The organism is Paenibacillus nicotianae (genome assembly GCF_042681745.1).
Classification (GTDB): Bacteria; Bacillota; Bacilli; order Paenibacillales; family Paenibacillaceae; genus Saccharibacillus; species Saccharibacillus nicotianae.
In genome coordinates this window covers 380,595-398,480 of record NZ_JBHUGF010000011.1, presented here as the reverse complement: position 1 = coordinate 398,480, position 17,886 = coordinate 380,595, and the positions used below count along the sequence as shown (strand labels likewise).

The window sequence follows — 17,886 nt, the reverse complement described above, 5'->3', positions numbered from 1 at the left end:
TTTTTTAAACCTATTAAATGTTGGAACAATTATATAGTTAAAAATACATATATAAAAAAGACTAACATTTGAAGTTAGCCTTTTTTAGTAGCACTTATATTCTTTTTTGTCGTCTAGCTTCGGCTGTTCTAAATACTTTTCCTTCATCTCTTGCTCCAATAACAACAATCTCTACGATTTCAATTTGCTCATTCTGCGAAACTTTAAATATAAGACGAATTCCTAATTTATCATACTTTAACTCTTTCATACCTGCTAGATTCGAATAATTGTTATTATGTAGAGGCTTTCCAATCTCAGCACCTCTTTCTTCTAAGCGTTTTGTCGCTACATCTACCCACTGTTGTAGATTTCCAGCTAAACGACGATAATCTTTTGCAGCTTCTTCCCAGAATTCTACCCTAGCCATTAATCAAATAACTCCTCATCGCTTCGATCTGCATAAGGATTATTTGTTACATCTGTATTTACAACTTCGTCAGCAGGTATTAATGTTGAATTCCCATTTTGCACACGTTGAGAAGTATAAGCATATAATAATTCACTTTCAAGTTGTTGATTTCGTTCCACAATTTCTTGATAACTTTGAGCATCTAGAATAACTGCACTTGGTTCATTATTGGATAAAATATATATAGGTTCATGGGTTTCTCTTACTTCTTTAATTACTTTATTAAAATTAGCACGAGCTTTAGTGATTGATTCTGTACGCACATTCAAGACTTTATACATTAGCACAACCTCCTTTTATTAATATCATACCTTTTAGAACGCTTCTATTCAAGCTTTAATAAAAGCTCTTTTAAATTTATATACCAAAAAGGCCGATCTAAAAGATCAGCCTTTTCTTTAGATAATACATTTGCATATGCTATACCTATCTTTTACTTTATCGCATTGAGCACATCCAGTAACATCTGCTTAAATACAGGACGATCCACCTGCTCGCATACTCTTACGTTTGGCGTCTGTCCCAGTCGTCCGTTGATATCAACAACACTGTAGCCGCGTGTCCATTCGCCTTTGGTTTCTACATCGACAAAGTACGTATGGCTTTCCGTCATGACTGCTTCATTTGCCGCTACCGCCATTAGTAATGTATCCGGGTGTGTTGTTCCATTTAGGCGATGTACTTCTTTGTTAAATGTCATAACGACTTGATTCACTGCTTTGAAAAAGTCTGCGCCAGCAGTACCCAGTTGTGCAATTTCTGCATGATCTTCATCGTCCATCAACGAATAACGGGTACACATTTCCCAACCAACCATCGTGGTTGGAATCCCTGAACGTAGAACGATATGAGCGGCTTCTGGATCGACATAGAAATTATATTCAGCCGCTGGCGTAATATTGCCCAGTGCATTATTCGTTCCGCCCATTACATATAAATGAGGGATTTTCGGCACAATGGTTGGATCTTTTTGAATAGCCATCGCGATATTGGTTAGTGGCGCAATCGCAAGCAAATGAATTTCGCCGGGATATTTATGTACACTTTCGATCAGAAAATCAACAGCATGTCCATCGGCTGGACGTTGGATCGCTGGTGGAAAGTTGGAACCGCCCATTCCATCGCTACCATGTACATCTTCTACGGTGCGATGTTGTTCTTGATTCCATGTAGTCATCAGCGGGCGTTCACAACCTTTGTAGACAGGAATCTGTCCGTCTGCTCCGCCTTTACCTGCAACTTGAATCGTATACAGAGCATTTTCGACTTCCTGATCGAATTGCACATTGCCACCTGTCATCATAATGCCTTGCACATCAAAATGGTGAAGTGCTGTCAAAATAGCGATTGTATCGTCTCCGGCGGTGTCAGTATCTATAATCGCTTTGCGTAATGTTGTCATGGTTGTTCCACATCCTTACTGTTTCTTTGAATAATCCTTTTAAAAGCATAGCAATCCTATACACATTTGACTACTACTTTATTGATACTGTTCAGGTGGAATACTTAGGATTAGACATAACTGTATGGGTTGTAGATTCACCATTGGTTTCTGTACCGACAGCTTCTAATAACGGTTCTCCTTGAGTCACTACTGTCTGCTGAAGAGGTACAATATCTGTATAATCAAATGTATTTGTGACGATCACAGGAGTAATAGTGGAATAACCAGCCTCACGAATACGGGCAATATCAAATTCGAGCAAAAGCTGACCTACACTTACCCGATCGCCTTCTTGGATATAGGAAGTAAAATGTTCTCCGTCTAGCTTCACTGTATCCATACCGACATGCACCAGAATTTCCAGTCCATCATCAGATACTACTGCTAGCGCATGTTTCTTTTTAAAAGCAACAGTGACTGTTCCGGCAAATGGTGCAACGATGCGACCTTCAGAAGGTTCAACAGCGATTCCTTTGCCCATAGCTTCTGCTGCAAAAGCAGGGTCAGGTACATCACTCAAAGCTACTACTGTACCACTTAGCGGACTAAGTACTGTATCGCTTGCCCGTACTGTACGGTGAAGAGAAGCAGGAGAAGCTGTTGTTGTCGATACAGCATCTTGCTGTTCTTCTTCTACAGGATCTTCAAATCCAAGAATATACGTCAACACAACAGATGTAACAAAAGAAGCGGTAATACCGATAATCAATCCTGAAAATCCTTGTCCACCTGGCCCATAAAAAATAGGTAACGTCAGTAACCCTGGTGCACCGGAAGCAAAAGCTTGTGTTCCTGCTTGCCCGATAATAGCTCCACCCACTGCCCCACCAATAATACCGGCAATAAATGGACGTTTAAGTGGCAATGTCACACCGTATACCGCCGGTTCTGTAATACCAAATAACGCTGATAATGTGGCTGAACCTGCAAGTGTTTTAAGTTTTTTATTTTTGGTTTTTAACATTACTCCTAATGAAGCCCCTGTCTGTGCAAATACAGACGCTGTTGCTGCCGGCTTGATGCCATCACGACCATAGACAGCAATATTATTAATAAATACAGGCACAAGTCCCCAATGCACACCGAAAATAACAAACAACTGCCAGCCTGCTCCCAAAAGCGCACCAGCAATCAATGGACTGAATAAAAAAGCAGCGATTAATATATCTGCGATACCATTACCTACATACACACCGAATGGCCCGAACACCATAAGTGTTAAAGGCACCATAATCACAAGCAAAATCAGCGGCGTAATAAAGTTTTTGACACTTTCATGAATACGACGGTTACAAAATTTCTCTAGCTTGCTCATCACAATAATAGCAATAATAATCGGAATCACTGTAGAAGAATAACTCATCATCACAACCGGTATACCGAAAAAGGTAACTGCGCTTTCAGCTCCATTCAGCGCAGTAATTGAAGGAATCAACAATGCTCCTGCAATCGTTAAAGCGACAAATATATTACCGCCAAATTTGCGTGCTGTTGTAACGGCAAGCAGTAAAGGAAGAAAATAAAACAAACTATCTGCGGCACCAAATAAAATAATATATGTACTGCTTTTCGCTTCTAACCATCCAAAATTGCTACAGATCAATAGCAATCCTTTGAGAATACCCGCTCCTGCCATTACACCAAGCAAAGGAGCAAATATACTGGAAATCACATCAATAACAGCTCCAAATCCTTTTTTACTTTTGGATTCTCCAGCCTGCTGATCATTGTCTGAAGAATCAATAATAGTCGATACTTTACCTATAGCTTCATACACTTCAGGAACTGTATTGCCAATCACCACTTGATACTGTCCGCCACTTTCTTTGACTGCAATCACACCTGGATTTTTTTCCAATAATGCGGTGTCTGCTTGAGCATTGTCTTTTAATGTAAATCGTAAGCGTGTAGCACAGTGAACCAGCGAAATCACATTCTTTTCTCCGCCGACTCCGGTAACAATTTCTTTCGCTAATTTCTCAAAATCCATACTGTTCACTCCTCATTTTGATTGATATAACCTGCTGATTTCTGTTTTTGAGCACACAAAAAACCTAAGCCCTGAAAAATAGCGGATCAATCGATCGCACTACTTTTCAGAACTTAGGTTTTGCCTGCATCACCAGTAACAACCCCGGATGTACTTATTTAGTTGTGTTGTTACCTGTTTCGATTATTTCAATGTGCTTAGAATATACTGATTTTGTATTTTTGTCAACGCTTACAAGCATATATAAATAAGCAAGTATTAGCGATTGATAACACGTTCTAAATGAACGGTTAAATATAATAACTCTTCGTTAGTCGATTGATAATTGTATTCCTTTGCTACAAACTTTTGAATTTTTTCAGCACAGGCTGCCGCTTCGTGATGCTTTTCTTTGATCATCATATATAAATGATCATAATTATCGTTATAATGGGTGCCTTTCAATACACGTTGTGCAAAAAATTTCAAATGCGTCACAAAGCGAAAATAACTGAGTGAATCTTCATCAAACTCTTTTTTAAAATGATATTTTACGATATTTAGTGTCTGTTGAATAAACTTGGTGATCGACATCGTCGTGGAGACTTCTTCATTCATTTCTGCATTAATCATATGAATAGCGATAAATGCTGCTTCATCTTCTGGCAATTCGATGCCGAGCTTATGCTTAATCTGCTCTAATGTTTTGAGTCCTATACCAAATTCTTCTCTATAAATTTGTTTGATTTCCCAGAGCAGTACATTTTTGATCTCTAATCCTTCTCGGTAACGCTCAATAGCAAAATTTATATGATCGGTTAGTGAAACATACAGATTTTCATTTAACTTTTTGCCTAGCGTTTCTTTGGTATAGACTATTATATTTTCTACAATTTCGATCAATTCAATCGGCACTTCTCGCAACAGCATTTTAAAGTTATCGGATGTCTGTTTGTTTTTCAAAGCAAATACTTTTTGGATTTTGCTTTCGTCGATCTTATCATCCGGTTTCTTTTTAAAAGCAATGCCACGCCCCATGACCACTAACTCTGATCCATCGGCTTGATAAATACTAACTACATTATTATTAATGACTTTGGCAATTCGCATAGCTTGCCCCCTTGATTTCTTTACCTCACATCTCTAACAGACAACAGATTCCACAGCCTATACATATGTGTATTATGGTTCATCTGGTTGTCGTTGATCAGTGTACTCTTGATCTTATCTATAAAGTTACGTCTAGTGTATGCAGGTGATAGATACTTGTCAACGCTTGGACAAAGGATAGATCACCAGATGGAAATCAGCTTTCCACTGGACTTCCATCCGGCATCACTCTACCCTGATTCAAGCGATTATAAATAAAGATGTCAGACATCTGCTCCATTAGATTGAATCACTTGTTGATACCATGCAAAACTTTTTTTCTTTATCCGCTGAAGCGTACCATTTCCTTCATTATCACGATCGACATAAATATAACCGTACCGTTTGCGCATTTCACCTGAAGAAGCACTCACAATATCAATCGGAGCCCAGCATGTATATCCAATAATAGGCACACCATCTTGGATTGCTTCACTCATCGCTACAATATGTTTTTGCAAATAATCGATCCGGTAATCATCATCAATAGCTTGATCTGCAAGCATTTCATCATGTGCGCCCAGACCATTTTCAACTACAAATAAAGGCTTTTGATAACGATCATGTAATTGATTGGCTGTAATACGCATACCTAACGGATCAATCGTCCAGCCCCATTCGGATTTGGCAAGATAAGGATTCGCTACAGAACCGAATACGTTACCGCTGGTCATCTTTTGGTTTACTTCAGGATCTGTACTTGTTGTACGGCTCGAATAATAGCTAAATCCAATATAATCGACAGTATGTTGCTTCAAAATCTCTGCGTCTTCTGCTTCCATCTGAATATCTAATCCACGATCCCGGAAAAAGCGTTTTGCATATCCCGGATATTCTCCGCGTGATTGGACATCGATAAAGAAATACGATTCACGATCTTTTTCCATCCCTTGATAGACATCTTCTGGATTACATGTAAATGGATAAAAACTACCTGCGGCAAGCATACAACCAATTTGAGCATCTGGAATAATCTCGTGGCATGCTTTGACAGCTAAAGCACTCGCCACAAGCTGATGATGAGCGGCTTGATACTTGATCTGCTCAATATCGTCCCCTTCTTCAAATACAAGACCTGCTCCTAAAAACGGCAAGTGTAATAACATATTGATCTCATTAAAGGTCATCCAGTATTTTACTTTATGCTGATAACGTGTAAAAACAGTAATCGCATACTTTTCAAACAAAGTGATTAATTGACGATGACGCCAGCTACCGTATTTCTCAATCAGATGAATAGGTACATCAAAGTGAGCAAGGGTAACAACCGGTTGAATACCATAGCGTAATAATTCATCGAATAACCGATCATAAAATAATAACCCTGCTTCATTAGGTACTTCTTCTTCGCCTGTAGGAAAAATCCGCGCCCAAGCGATAGAGACACGCAAAACTTTAAAACCCATTTCAGCAAGTAACGCAATATCTTCAGGATAACGATGATAAAAATCGATTGCTTCATGAGAAGGGTAAAATTCTCCTTCTAGCGGCGTTAACGAAGGCACATTGCCTTTCATAATCGCACGTCGCTTTTCTCCTGTAGGTAATAGATCAACAATACTTAACCCTTTTCCATCTTCTAAATAAGCTCCTTCTGCTTGATTGGCAGCGATTGCTCCTCCCCATAAAAAGCCTTGTGGAAATGTTGTTGTCATTGTATTTCTCCTCCTGTATGTGAGTTTAAAAGCAGATGCCTCCATCGAACCAGAAAATAAAAAAACCTGAACTCACCTGTTTACACTATATGTGCAATCAGGTTGGTTCAGGTTATGCCCGAATGGTAACATCCCATGAGAAGTCTATTCTGTTCATCAAAACTGTATCAAGGATACGAAGGGATGTCAATCAACATCACGATAGAGACGAGACCTGCTGTTATTTTAACCATTCAGAAAAGAACTGACGATACCCTTCTCTCATAATCGAACTGGAAAATGTATCAAACGCATAATCTCGATTGTCCTGTGAAAAGGAACGCGGAGAAGCCGCCGCCATATTCACCAGTTCAAACCAGTTACGTTCATTACCAGCAAAAGCATGGGTCGAGCTGATATGGTCATAACAAGGATGCTCTGGTTTGACTACAATTTTACCCATTGCCAATGCTTCAGTAAGTGGCATCGCAAACGTATCGAATTTGGAGCAACTCCAGTACACTTTACTGGAATTCATCAACTGGAAAATCTCATCTTGCGATAAAGCAAATCGTAAATGAATATTGGAAGGAATATCGTACTTCTGCATACTCTCCCGATAACGTTCTCCCCCGAACACCATAAATACTTCTTTGTCTGGATTCTGGCGAGCATACTTGAGCACCAGATCAGGACGGCGATTTTCTTCATCTCGTCCAATCCATAAGATACGATTATCCACTACTTGAGATGGATCAAAATGTTTGTTCGCTAACGTCTCACTAAAGCCAATGGGAATCACATCAACATCATGAATATTGAATTGCGAAGCCAGTTGCCGTTTGAGAAAAGGAGTCTGTACGACCGCTTTGTCGACCATATTATAAAAAGGCTTCATCATCTCATATCCTGTCAGTGCCGGATCAGGGAAACTATGCGGGAACAGCACACTTTTGGGCAAAAACATTTTCAAATACGTAAATCCAGAAACCGTATAAATAACATGTTCTATCTGTTCTTTATGAATCTGATCCAATACGATATCGTAGTTAACCAGATCGCTTTTCTCATGTTCATATCCAGGTAACCAATCATATCCGCTCACATGACGTTCTGGTGAAATAAATACAATATCTACCCCTAATTCTCGTCCCAATGTCTGTAATCGTTCAGCAAATACACGTGGGCCTTGATTTTCAGTAAATTGAATTTTGCGCATAAGAAGTCCAACTTTTTGCATAATGTTCCTCCACCAGTAGTTCTATTATTATTTTTAATTATTGCGTCAATCCATGTATAGCGTGTATATACTAAATATACCGTTAAACGAAAAAAAGAGGAACCTTCACCACTGGACATGCGTATGTAATATCATAAGTAACACACTTTGGAGGGAACATTATGTATAGTCGTAAAAGTAATCTAGTCAGCTTATTATTGTGTATCTTTTTTGGATATTTAGGAATACATCGTTTTTATGTAGGTAAAGTAGGAACAGGATTATTGATGTTATTTACAGCCGGTCTAGGCGGTGTCTGGGTTATTGTTGATATTATCATTATTATTTTAGGTAAATTCCGTGATAAAGAAGGATATGAATTGAAATTCTAAGCTCATTCTTCAAAAGAATAAGATACAAGATTCGAAATATATAAGATTTGAAATATCCAAAAAACCTCGTTGGCTACTCAATAGCTTTCGAGGTTTTTTTGGATTGTCTATTGATCATTCGATCTTATCTATACGATTGCCATAACAGGATACACTGCTCTAGATGCTCCCATACTTCTGCTTGTTGCACATATAATTGAGCATGTGACCAGATCGGTTGCTCTAGCTGTAAATCTCGCTCGATCAATAACAACATCCAGCTAGAAAAGATAATAGCAAATACACTGTACTGCTTTATCATATCTGACTTTGATTGTACCGGATTGACCTGTTGTTCCCAGTATCGTGATAACAATCGTATCCGCAAATTCATATCCATAGCCCGCGGGAATAAAGGATGAGATAGATCGATTACATGATACAAATCCCAAAACGGTATATTGAGATGACAATGTTCCCAGTCTAAGATAATCAATCGCCCTGTTGGCGTAAGACCGTAATTGCCTGCATGCAGATCACCATGACACAGAACAGTAGATTGTATCCATTCCCTTTGCTGAATATCCTGCTTTAACTCGGAGATCAAAGATATCCAATCTGTATGAGTATTACCTTGTTGCACCCGATCTTGTATTAATGTATAGAAATCATCCCATTGGGATAACAATTGTTGTTGTAGCACTGTGATCGATGGCTTTTGCCCTTCAGTCGGCATGTTGGGAATCGACGAAGTATCACTACTATGGTAAATTGCTATCTGATCGATCATCTCTATTAAAGTCTGTTCTTGATGGATATGCTGAATCTCTCCTACATCTTCCAAAACGATCCATGAAGACGTATACCTTTTATACTGTTGAGCAGCATTATTATACCCGGATAGATCATCGTTCCAGTCATTAGCGGCATAAGCGATTAATTTCGGATAGTGTTCTGGCAACAGTGGCATAATATGCTTGTATACCCATAATTCTCGATATGGCTCCTGATCGGCAGGTAATCTTTTTAAAATATAAGATTGTTGATTCGCCTTCAAACGAAATCGTTCGATATGATCTCCATACAGACTGGTATAGATCACTTCTTGTTCACTGACATAATAATCATCTAATAAAACACTCGTAGTAATCGCTTGTTGGACTATTTGTTCTAGATGTGATTGTTCCATCTATATTCCACCTATCGTTGGTAAAGATGCGTGATGTATTGCTATTCATTATACGGTAAAGTGTTTGGAGTCAAAGATCAAGCGAACCCCTTTATGTTGCTGTTATCGGTTACACTTATGATGTGATTCGCTGTAAGCTCCTGGCTATCACTAATCATCAATTGACAGCCTTTTGCAAAAAAATTAGTATTAATCTGTTACAGCTTTTTTTGATGAATTGGAATCAGCGAACGTTCATATCTATAGTAATAAGCTACCGATAAACCTTCACATATAGATGCAATAGATCCAGTACAAAGGGGTGCGCTTGTGAATCATAAAGTAACGATGAAAGATATCGCAGATCGCTTGAATATCAGTAGTGTAACCGTCTCCAAAGCGCTTGGAGATAAAGATGGTGTGAGCGATAGTCTAAAAGAAAAGATTAAACAAGTTGCCGAAGAAATGGGCTATCGGTATAACACCGCCGCCAAATCGATGAAAGACGGCTTATCGTACAATATCGGGGTGATGATCCCGGAGCGATTTACTGGCACCAATCATTCTTTTTATTTTCGCATGTATAAATATATTGCCAAAATTCTAGAGCAAGGTGGTTATTACGGCATTATGACCACTTTGGGAGAACAAGAAGAATCGACACTGACGTTGCCGCGATTGTACTATGAGCAAAAAATAGACGGTTTGATTATTTTGGGGCAGATAGGCAAGCCTTATATTGAAGCAATGCAAGAAATGCAGTTACCTAAGATTTTTCTCGACTTCTATGATGAGCATGTCGATATGGATGCTGTGGTTACGGATAATTTCTATGGAGCCTATGAATTGACTAATCTGTTGATTCGTGGTGGTCATCGAGATATTGCTTATGTAGGTACACTTTATTCAACGAGCAGTATTCAAGATCGCTTTTTAGGTTATTACAAATCGTTGTTGGAACATCGAATCCCTTTACAATCTCAATGGATATTAGATGATCGTGATGAAGATGGAACGTATATCGATATTCAATTACCTGATCCTATGCCGAGTGCATTTGTATGTAATTGTGATCAAGTCGCTCATAATCTGATTACTAAATTACAAGATCTAGGCTATACTGTTCCTCACGATTATTCAGTTACAGGATTTGATAATGATATTTATGCGACCCTCACCAGACCACCACTTACTACTGTTGAAGTCGATGTGGAACGAATGGCGAAGCTTGCTGTGCAATCTATTTTGAAAAAAGTAAGTAATCCTTATTATACTTTTGGACGTGCACTTGTTCCTGGACGTGTGATCGAGCGTGAATCGGTTATTCCACTGCATACAGCGACGTAATCATTTGCAGGAATTTAATTTGTAGAAAAAAATAAAAGGAGCGTCATCGCGACGTTCCTTTTTGCTGTATTGATTATAGATAAACCTTATTACGGTCATAATGTGTATTATACAAATTTTATTTGAATTTACCTGCGCGAATATCGTCTGTCATTCCTGGATACGGTGCTTTGGCAACGACTTGTTCATTGTCTACTCCGGCATTTTCGATAAATGTAATATCTGCAAATTCAGGTACTACATATTTAGGATAGGTTTCGTATTTTTCGCGGGATTCTTCCATCAAAGCGATATGGTCATTCTGGTAACAAACAGTAATTTCAGGATGTTCATGTACCCATTTCGGGAAGAAAATAATACCATGCATACGTTTTTCAAGAGGCATAAAGTTCAGCGCTACATCTGTACCTGTAGGTTCTGTCCATGCTACTTTGTATACACCTTCTGTCAATTTCACCAAATCCACTTCTTGATCGCGTACCCAACGTCCAGCTACCATACCACTATGAATACGGTAATCGATCGTATGATCATTTTTGATATAAATCTCATATTCCCAACCATTCTCATACGTATAAATCATGTGACTTCCTACAAAGTTTTCCATTGTACAGCACCTGCTTTCTAGAATTTGAATTCAATTATCATTCACTCTGTCTTGCAAACTGTTTTGTAAAACATGTAAATATCAACATGTTTATTTTAACACTATGATATGCTATGGTCAAATATACGAATGATGATGTAAAGGGGATGGAAAAAGTGAGGGTATTAAAATTTGCGATTCTCGGTCTACTGTATCGTCAAGAATACAGTGGTTACGATATAACCAGCCAATTTAAAAAAGAAATCGGGCAGTTCTGGAGTGCCAAGCATAGTCAGATTTACCCGGAGTTACGCAAGCTGGTAGAAGAAGGGCTTCTTCATTTCCGTACTCAGATTCAAGGCGAAAAGTTAGAAAAAAAAATGTATACCATTACAGATGCCGGGCGAAAAGAACTGTTAGCATGGGCGGTATCTCCAGAACCTTTACCGGAAACAGAAAAAGATGCTTTTATGCTCAAAATGTATTTTATCCATACATTATCACGAGAAGAAGCACACACATTATTTGAACATCAACTACATCAGCGCCAAGAAAAGTTAGTTCATTTAGAAGAGGAATATCAGCAATTATTGCCTGTATTCGGTATAGAGCGTACTGAAGGGAAGATGATGAACTTTGATCATCCTCATCTTGGACATTATCTAGTGCTGACCAAAGCAATCGCACGCGAACAAAGTTATGTACAATGGTTAACCCAACATATGCAGTTGTTTGTGCAATAAATAAGAATAGACTATGACATACAAAAAAAGCATCCTCATTTGGATGCTTTTTTGTATGTTATATGCTCAACTATAGACGATATAAAGTGAATCTATTGTTTGTTTAAAATTCTTGATACTCTGCTGGATCTTGATCCCATAAGCGTTTGTTGTCTTTACTAAATGCGGAAATAGTACTCATTTGCTCAGGTGTCAGCTCGAAGTCGAAAATGTTTAAGTTTTCTTGTTGATGCTCTAGCGATCCTGCTTTGGGAATCGGTACAGCACCTAATTGAGTATGCCAGCGTAAAATCACCTGTGTCCGTGTTTTTCCATGAGCATCTGCTATAGCTTTTACTCCAGCGTCTTCCAATACACTTTCTCCGCGACCACGACCGAGTGGACTCCAAGATTCAGTGATGATTTGATGCTTGTCATTGGCTGCTCGTTGCTCTGCCTGTTCAAAATACGGATGCAACTCCACCTGATTAAGACTAGGTGCTACTCCTGTCTCTGCAATAATGCGTTCTAGATGCTCAGGTAAAAAGTTACTAACTCCGATCGAACGTACATAACCGCGCTTTTGCGCTTCAATCATCGCTTGCCATGCTTCTACATATTTATCTACTTTTGGATTAGGCCAGTGAATAATATACAAATCGAAATAATCAAGTCCTGTGCGAAGCAGTGATTCTTCAATTGTTACTAATGCTTCATCATACGCATGATGTCGTCCCGGTAATTTGGAGCAGACACGTAACTGATCGCGTGGCACTGAACTTTCACGTACTGCTTTGCCTACAGCACCTTCATTTTCATAGTTAAAAGCAGAGTCAATCAGACGATAACCTGCTTCAATCCCTTGCTTGATCGATTCAGCACCTTTATAACCATTAAGCGAATAAGTACCCAGCCCGATTGCTGGAATATCCAGTCCATCATTTAGTTTTTTTGTTGGAACGTTCGTGTGCATATCAAAAGCCCTCCTCTTATTTTGCTTCAATCATTATTTAAACCATTGAACCATTGGTAAACATGGATAGCTTGGGATCCGCTCAATATAGAGGAGTACCTTTTCAAATATGCTACTAAATTATATTGCTGTATGATTTAACGCTTAATTGCTTTCGTCCAGAAGCCACCATGAAATTCACGCGGTTCCACCATAATGACAAACGCTTTGGGATCGACAGACAGGATGGTCTTATACAGACTATCCTGATTTTTGCGTTTGGCTAAAATCTCCATCACAATTCGATCACCATCGCGTCCTTGTCCAAGCCATGATGTAACACCATATCCTTTGTCCCGCAATACTTCTGCTAGTCGTTGATTCGGCACATCGCTAATCACTTTGACTGTAATATACCCGAGCGCAATTTTTTCTTCGATCCATGAGCCGAGCAGGATACCGAGTCCATATCCTATCGCATATACGGTTAGACTTAGCGGTTGATCCAGATATTTGAGCACCAGATTCAGTCCCATCACATAGATAACGACTTCGACAATACTGATTGCAGATGCTACATATTTTTGTCCTTTGAGTGTAAGTATCGTTCGTAACGTATACGCTGTTACATATACAATCTGAATCAGAAAAATAAACATTAGAATTTTAAGCATAACGTGCAAAAACACCTTTCTTTTTCAACATAATCGTGTATGTCATTAGTGATCTATAGATATTCAACCTCTACACTATCTCTTTCTACACATGGGATCAAGTATCAATTAAGGTTTTTCCATAACGACCATCTTTTTCCTCGCTTTAAATCAGCTTATAAATCGCTATAAATTACTCTTATCTCCAACCTCATCATTTCTTTTTTATTATAAAATAAGAACATAAGTTCCCTAAAGTAACAAAATAAGGAAATCTATTTAAAGGAGATATGATGATGGAACAGACTCTTTCGTTATCCGAGCAATATCGTAAACAACTCAAGCAGATCGCGTGGCGTATCCAGTATCGCAATAAAGTACGGATTCGTTCTGAATACCAGTCGTTCAATACACTGACCGAAGCCAATACGTATACACCTTACCATATGGAAGAATCGTATTCCGATATCCTTCTTCAGGAGCTTATCAATACATTACCTTTTGCTCAAGGTAAGCAAATTATTGAAGGATTATATCTACATCAACAGACCGAAGCGCAATTAGCAGAACAACTACAAATTAGTCAACAGGCGGTGAACCGATGGAAGCGCAAAAGCTTGCATTACCTCTCTCAGAAGATCAGTTCGTGAATCTTTTACAATTGGTTCAGCAACAGCAGGATCAAGCAGCAATGTTAGCGTTACTTGATTACTATGAAGAAGATATGAAGCATTTGAGTAAATATCTGCGGATGCCATATGAAGATGCGATGCAGACATTACGTACCGAATTGTTAGAACTGGTGACAGCAGGCTTAACAGAATGATCTTCATATTCAATCATAACGATAGCTGGCGTTCTACATGCTATAGTACTGTATATTTTATACAAAAATAGCCTTCTGTCCGTATGATCTATGGACACAAGGCTATTTCATGTATGGGTGACTAGCACAAGAAAAAGACGATATTACTGTGGATTCAATACTTCTTGTTCTACATCTTCCGGCCAGTGAATCACTACGCCTGCTTCGATCAACATGTCTTGATAACGACTCACATGTTCTGTAGATTCGTAGACTTCACGCGGTGTAATACCTTGCTGAATAGCATAAGCAACCAGATATCCTGCCGACTCTCCAATATTCCATTCTACCGGATGCAGACGATAGCAACCGCCAGCAATCTGGGTCATGCCAATATTTTTACAAGCAGGCAATAAATTTTTGACCCGTACCGGAATCAACGAACCTAATGGAATTTCAAATGGATAGTTAGGAATATAGAATGTACGATGTGTTTTGACGGTTGGATGTAGATCGAGTGAATAACTGCCTACTCCTACACTATCTTCATATCGCTTGATTCCTTCAGCTCCGCGTAACTCTTTACTCACATCATGTTCAGTAATCGTATATAGTGCTTTGATTCGGCGAGACTCCCGAATATAAGGTGCTTTGGCAAGCCCATCTGCTGTACCTAGAATATCTCCACGCAAACGAATACCAGGGAAGCCTTTGCCACCATCCAGACGCGGTGCTTCTGTCTGTAGCCAGTACACTAATGAAAACGTAAGCTGGCGTGCACTTTCTAGATTTTGGGTACGTTCATAGATCGGTACACCTGTCACCGCTCCTGCATAGTAATCATTTTGCGCCCAGTTCAGTAGACTGACTTCTTGAATCTGTTCGCGAAGCGGCTGTTGCCAGATAGCTGGATCAATAATACGGCGATAATCCCATAAAGAAGTTACCCCTTGATCATTTGGAAAAAGAGTAAATTCTTTTAACTTGGTCGTATCATTCGCATCTGATGCATACCAGCTCAAAATTGGAAAACGAGAAAACGAAGGCATATACTCACGCCAGTACTCATATTCTGCTGGCTTGTCGATTGTAAAATCTTCACCTTCTACATAATCGACAGCAGCGACATGAGTGATCGACTGCATATCCAGTGGATCTGCATGTTCTAGTGCATGCGGTTCATTCGTATCGGATTTGGATTCAGCTCCACTTACAAATTCTGTTCCCGATTGTGCTAACAGGTCGCCTTCTTCCGTAGCATCCAGATAGTATTGACCAATCAATTGCGTATATTCATTTACTGTGCCGACAGCTTGCGTATGACTTACTGTGACCGATACGATACGATCGTATTCTGTAGCTACTTCCACAGGCACTGTATGATACAACACTTGAATACGCTGTGTGTGGAGATAAGGAGACAGCATTTCATGCAGTACATCAAGTGCAATCTTAGGCTCATGCGCTAAGCGACTCACCCAGCCGTTACCTGGATTCAGAATCGGATTGTTCATAGCTTCATCCGTTAATGGATAGTTACGACGATAATAATCGCGTACACGTTCACGAAATTCACGAAATGTAGCAGTTGCTCCGGTACGTTCGATCCAGCGATGTTCATCCGGTGGAACCGCTTGTGATGTAAGCTGTCCACCTAACCAGTCAGTCGGTTCCGTTAACGTGACTGTTAATCCTTGCTTGGCGGCGGCGAGAGCTGCCATACAGCCTCCTAGACCGCCACCTATTACAACAACATCTGTTTGTCTGATTTGTTCTGTCATAATTGTTCTCCTTTGCGATCTGGTCACGATTGATGCGTACGAATCGATAACCCTACTTCAAACATACGATTCCATGGCATATAACAATCTTGAATATCTATACGAACTCCATTTTCTTGCAAATGCTCCTGAATAAATTGCTCCAAATGGCTACGTACCATTTCGGCAACATATCCTCGTTCACCATCTAATTGAAATTTATCCAGACCTAATTCTTGGATCGGCCCATTGCTCAAATACTTACGCACGACCGAATCGTAGCCTAGATCTTCTACATATCGTAGCGCTAGAAAATCGATATGTTCTTGAGTCGAACCATAGATACGATAAATCATCGCTTGCGCAATGACTGTACCTAACGTATTGGAGCTGGTATTCCACCCTGCATAGCCTGCCAGTTGATATAAAATGCCTCGCTGACGAAGCAAATCCAGTAATTCCAGATCGCCACCATTGGCATAAGCGATATCTCCTATCGCTACTACAGCGTCAGGATTACGATCCAATAGGTAACCTGCATACTCGACCAATTCTACAGTGGTTCGTTCTGTATCATAGTTAGCAGAAGGTGATCCTTGATAGACTGCTTCGCCCATTTTTTCGCCCGCGGTATTAAGCAGTAACAGGATATCTGCGCTCTGTTCATCTGAAGCAACCATACCTCCTGCGGCAATAATCTGGTACTTCAACGTTTCATATAAGCGGCGATCTTCATACGCAGGAATAATGAATGCTCCGTTCACCGAGCTAAAGCGAACATAGACTTGTGGAATCTTGTTACTTAGTTGATTGATCATACGAGCCACCAGTGTACAACCGACTTCATCTGCACCCGGATACATATAGACGCGTAAACCTAGACGCAATGATCGAATACGAGCTCTCACTTCTTGCTGATCACGTGCCGTATAGCCATAAGGTGCTGAATCGTCTTGCGGGAAAATCAGAAAATCGATCACATCTTGTTCTACATAGTTTAGTGCTAAACGATTGATCTCTCGATTAACGGCACGACGACCTAGATAATCATCCAGTACTTCTTGTGGCAAACGGCTATTGATATCATCCAGTTCTTGCTGTTCTTCCGTTGTTAAGGTGTGCTCTTCCGCATAATGTTCTAGATATCCTTTGCGAAAAATTTCTCGTCCCCAATCGGCATAATAATCCGGTTCTTCATCGGAAGAAGAATATTGCGGGCATCGCATAATCAGTTGAAAAGCAAACAATTTGAGCGACGGATTCTGCTCTTTCAATTGTTTTAATTGATCAAGACGACGAGTCAGTTCATCGATATCCAGTTCGTGCAGACGGGAAGGAACAATTCCACCATACAGCAATGTATCTAACGCAATCACTGCTCCGTCAGCCGATTGACATTCCAGTTGTGTCCATGTCCACAATCGCTGCGTATCTGCGGCAATCTTTTTGCGACCCATCCATTCATGAGGTGGACGAACAGCCTGATAGGAAGTACCTCGTGTTAATTCATATGGAAAGTTGTAATTACAAGGTCTTTCGTCTAACGGTACAATCACCAATTTCATTGGGAATATGACTCCTTTGAGGTTACACCGCTTTGGGAACGATATCTTGCTTGTCGTCGCTGGTAAGATTGGATATCTTGATTTGACTGCT

18 protein-coding genes are annotated in these 17,886 nt (G+C 39.7%); 5 read left to right on the top strand and 13 right to left on the bottom strand.

What is annotated here, in order from left to right; all coding sequences use genetic code 11:
• Positions 1-94 precede the first annotated feature (94 nt).
• The 7 genes from ACFSGI_RS20505 to ACFSGI_RS20475 form a co-directional block, all read right to left on the bottom strand.
• A complete protein-coding gene (locus ACFSGI_RS20505) occupies positions 95-409 on the bottom strand; it encodes a type II toxin-antitoxin system RelE family toxin (RefSeq protein ID WP_204826061.1) in 315 nt (104 codons plus the stop codon).
• Positions 409-732, bottom strand: a complete 324-nt coding sequence (locus ACFSGI_RS20500; RefSeq protein WP_204826060.1) for a type II toxin-antitoxin system Phd/YefM family antitoxin — start codon at positions 730-732, stop codon at positions 409-411. Before ACFSGI_RS20500 ends, ACFSGI_RS20505 begins: the two co-directional genes overlap by 1 nt.
• 152 nt (positions 733-884) lie before the next feature.
• The gene (locus tag ACFSGI_RS20495) at positions 885-1,853 is read right to left on the bottom strand and encodes a nucleoside hydrolase (RefSeq protein ID WP_204826059.1); all 969 of its coding nucleotides are present in this window, start codon (positions 1,851-1,853) and stop codon (positions 885-887) included.
• Between the two features lie 91 nt (positions 1,854-1,944).
• Positions 1,945-3,885: a beta-glucoside-specific PTS transporter subunit IIABC gene (locus tag ACFSGI_RS20490; RefSeq protein WP_204826058.1), complete on the bottom strand. Its 1,941-nt coding sequence runs from the start codon at positions 3,883-3,885 to the stop codon at positions 1,945-1,947.
• A 258-nt stretch (positions 3,886-4,143) separates the two neighbouring features.
• Positions 4,144-4,974 carry a BglG family transcription antiterminator LicT gene (gene licT / locus ACFSGI_RS20485; RefSeq protein WP_204826057.1) on the bottom strand — a complete coding sequence of 277 codons (831 nt, stop codon included), beginning with the start codon at positions 4,972-4,974 and terminating at the stop codon, positions 4,144-4,146.
• Positions 4,975-5,237: 263 nt separating this feature from the next.
• Positions 5,238-6,668 carry a 6-phospho-beta-glucosidase gene (ascB, locus tag ACFSGI_RS20480; RefSeq protein ID WP_204826056.1) on the bottom strand — a complete coding sequence of 477 codons (1,431 nt, stop codon included), beginning with the start codon at positions 6,666-6,668 and terminating at the stop codon, positions 5,238-5,240.
• A gap of 220 nt (positions 6,669-6,888) precedes the next feature.
• Entirely contained in the window at positions 6,889-7,887 is a 999-nt protein-coding gene (locus ACFSGI_RS20475; protein ID WP_204826055.1) for a glycosyltransferase, read from the bottom strand.
• Positions 7,888-8,048: 161 nt separating this feature from the next.
• On the opposite strand from ACFSGI_RS20475, the gene ACFSGI_RS20470 reads away from it, so the two are divergent.
• A complete protein-coding gene (locus tag ACFSGI_RS20470) occupies positions 8,049-8,258 on the top strand; it encodes a TM2 domain-containing protein (RefSeq protein ID WP_204826054.1) in 210 nt (69 codons plus the stop codon).
• Positions 8,259-8,382: 124 nt separating this feature from the next.
• Here the strand turns inward: ACFSGI_RS20470 and ACFSGI_RS20465 are convergent, their stop codons facing one another.
• Positions 8,383-9,426: an aminoglycoside phosphotransferase family protein gene (locus tag ACFSGI_RS20465; RefSeq protein WP_204826053.1), complete on the bottom strand. Its 1,044-nt coding sequence runs from the start codon at positions 9,424-9,426 to the stop codon at positions 8,383-8,385.
• Between the two features lie 309 nt (positions 9,427-9,735).
• Here ACFSGI_RS20465 and ACFSGI_RS20460 point away from each other — a divergent pair, with 309 nt between their 5' ends.
• Complete coding sequence (locus ACFSGI_RS20460; RefSeq protein WP_379284241.1) at positions 9,736-10,752, top strand: substrate-binding domain-containing protein; 1,017 nt, start codon at positions 9,736-9,738, stop codon at positions 10,750-10,752.
• Between the two features lie 118 nt (positions 10,753-10,870).
• On the opposite strand, the gene ACFSGI_RS20455 is transcribed toward ACFSGI_RS20460, so the two are convergent.
• Complete coding sequence (locus ACFSGI_RS20455; protein ID WP_204826052.1) at positions 10,871-11,359, bottom strand: phenolic acid decarboxylase; 489 nt, start codon at positions 11,357-11,359, stop codon at positions 10,871-10,873.
• 155 nt (positions 11,360-11,514) lie between these two features.
• On the opposite strand from ACFSGI_RS20455, the gene ACFSGI_RS20450 reads away from it, so the two are divergent.
• A complete protein-coding gene (locus ACFSGI_RS20450; RefSeq protein WP_204826051.1) occupies positions 11,515-12,081 on the top strand; it encodes a PadR family transcriptional regulator in 567 nt (188 codons plus the stop codon).
• Between the two features lie 103 nt (positions 12,082-12,184).
• On the opposite strand, the gene ACFSGI_RS20445 is transcribed toward ACFSGI_RS20450, so the two are convergent.
• Both ACFSGI_RS20445 and ACFSGI_RS20440 read right to left on the bottom strand, forming a co-directional pair.
• The gene (locus tag ACFSGI_RS20445; RefSeq protein WP_204826050.1) at positions 12,185-13,033 is read right to left on the bottom strand and encodes an aldo/keto reductase; all 849 of its coding nucleotides are present in this window, start codon (positions 13,031-13,033) and stop codon (positions 12,185-12,187) included.
• 137 nt (positions 13,034-13,170) lie between these two features.
• A complete protein-coding gene (locus ACFSGI_RS20440) occupies positions 13,171-13,686 on the bottom strand; it encodes a DUF2179 domain-containing protein (protein WP_204826049.1) in 516 nt (171 codons plus the stop codon).
• A 275-nt stretch (positions 13,687-13,961) separates the two neighbouring features.
• Here ACFSGI_RS20440 and ACFSGI_RS20435 point away from each other — a divergent pair, with 275 nt between their 5' ends.
• Complete coding sequence (locus tag ACFSGI_RS20435) at positions 13,962-14,315, top strand: sigma-70 RNA polymerase sigma factor region 4 domain-containing protein (RefSeq protein ID WP_379284237.1); 354 nt, start codon at positions 13,962-13,964, stop codon at positions 14,313-14,315.
• Entirely contained in the window at positions 14,312-14,491 is a 180-nt protein-coding gene (locus tag ACFSGI_RS20430; RefSeq protein ID WP_204826047.1) for a hypothetical protein, read from the top strand. Before ACFSGI_RS20435 ends, ACFSGI_RS20430 begins: the two co-directional genes overlap by 4 nt.
• A gap of 143 nt (positions 14,492-14,634) precedes the next feature.
• Here the strand turns inward: ACFSGI_RS20430 and ACFSGI_RS20425 are convergent, their stop codons facing one another.
• The gene (locus tag ACFSGI_RS20425; RefSeq protein ID WP_204826046.1) at positions 14,635-16,251 is read right to left on the bottom strand and encodes an FAD-dependent oxidoreductase; all 1,617 of its coding nucleotides are present in this window, start codon (positions 16,249-16,251) and stop codon (positions 14,635-14,637) included.
• Between the two features lie 23 nt (positions 16,252-16,274).
• A complete protein-coding gene (locus ACFSGI_RS20420) occupies positions 16,275-17,795 on the bottom strand; it encodes a DUF4127 family protein (RefSeq protein ID WP_204826045.1) in 1,521 nt (506 codons plus the stop codon).
• Between the last annotated feature and the right edge of the window lie 91 nt (positions 17,796-17,886).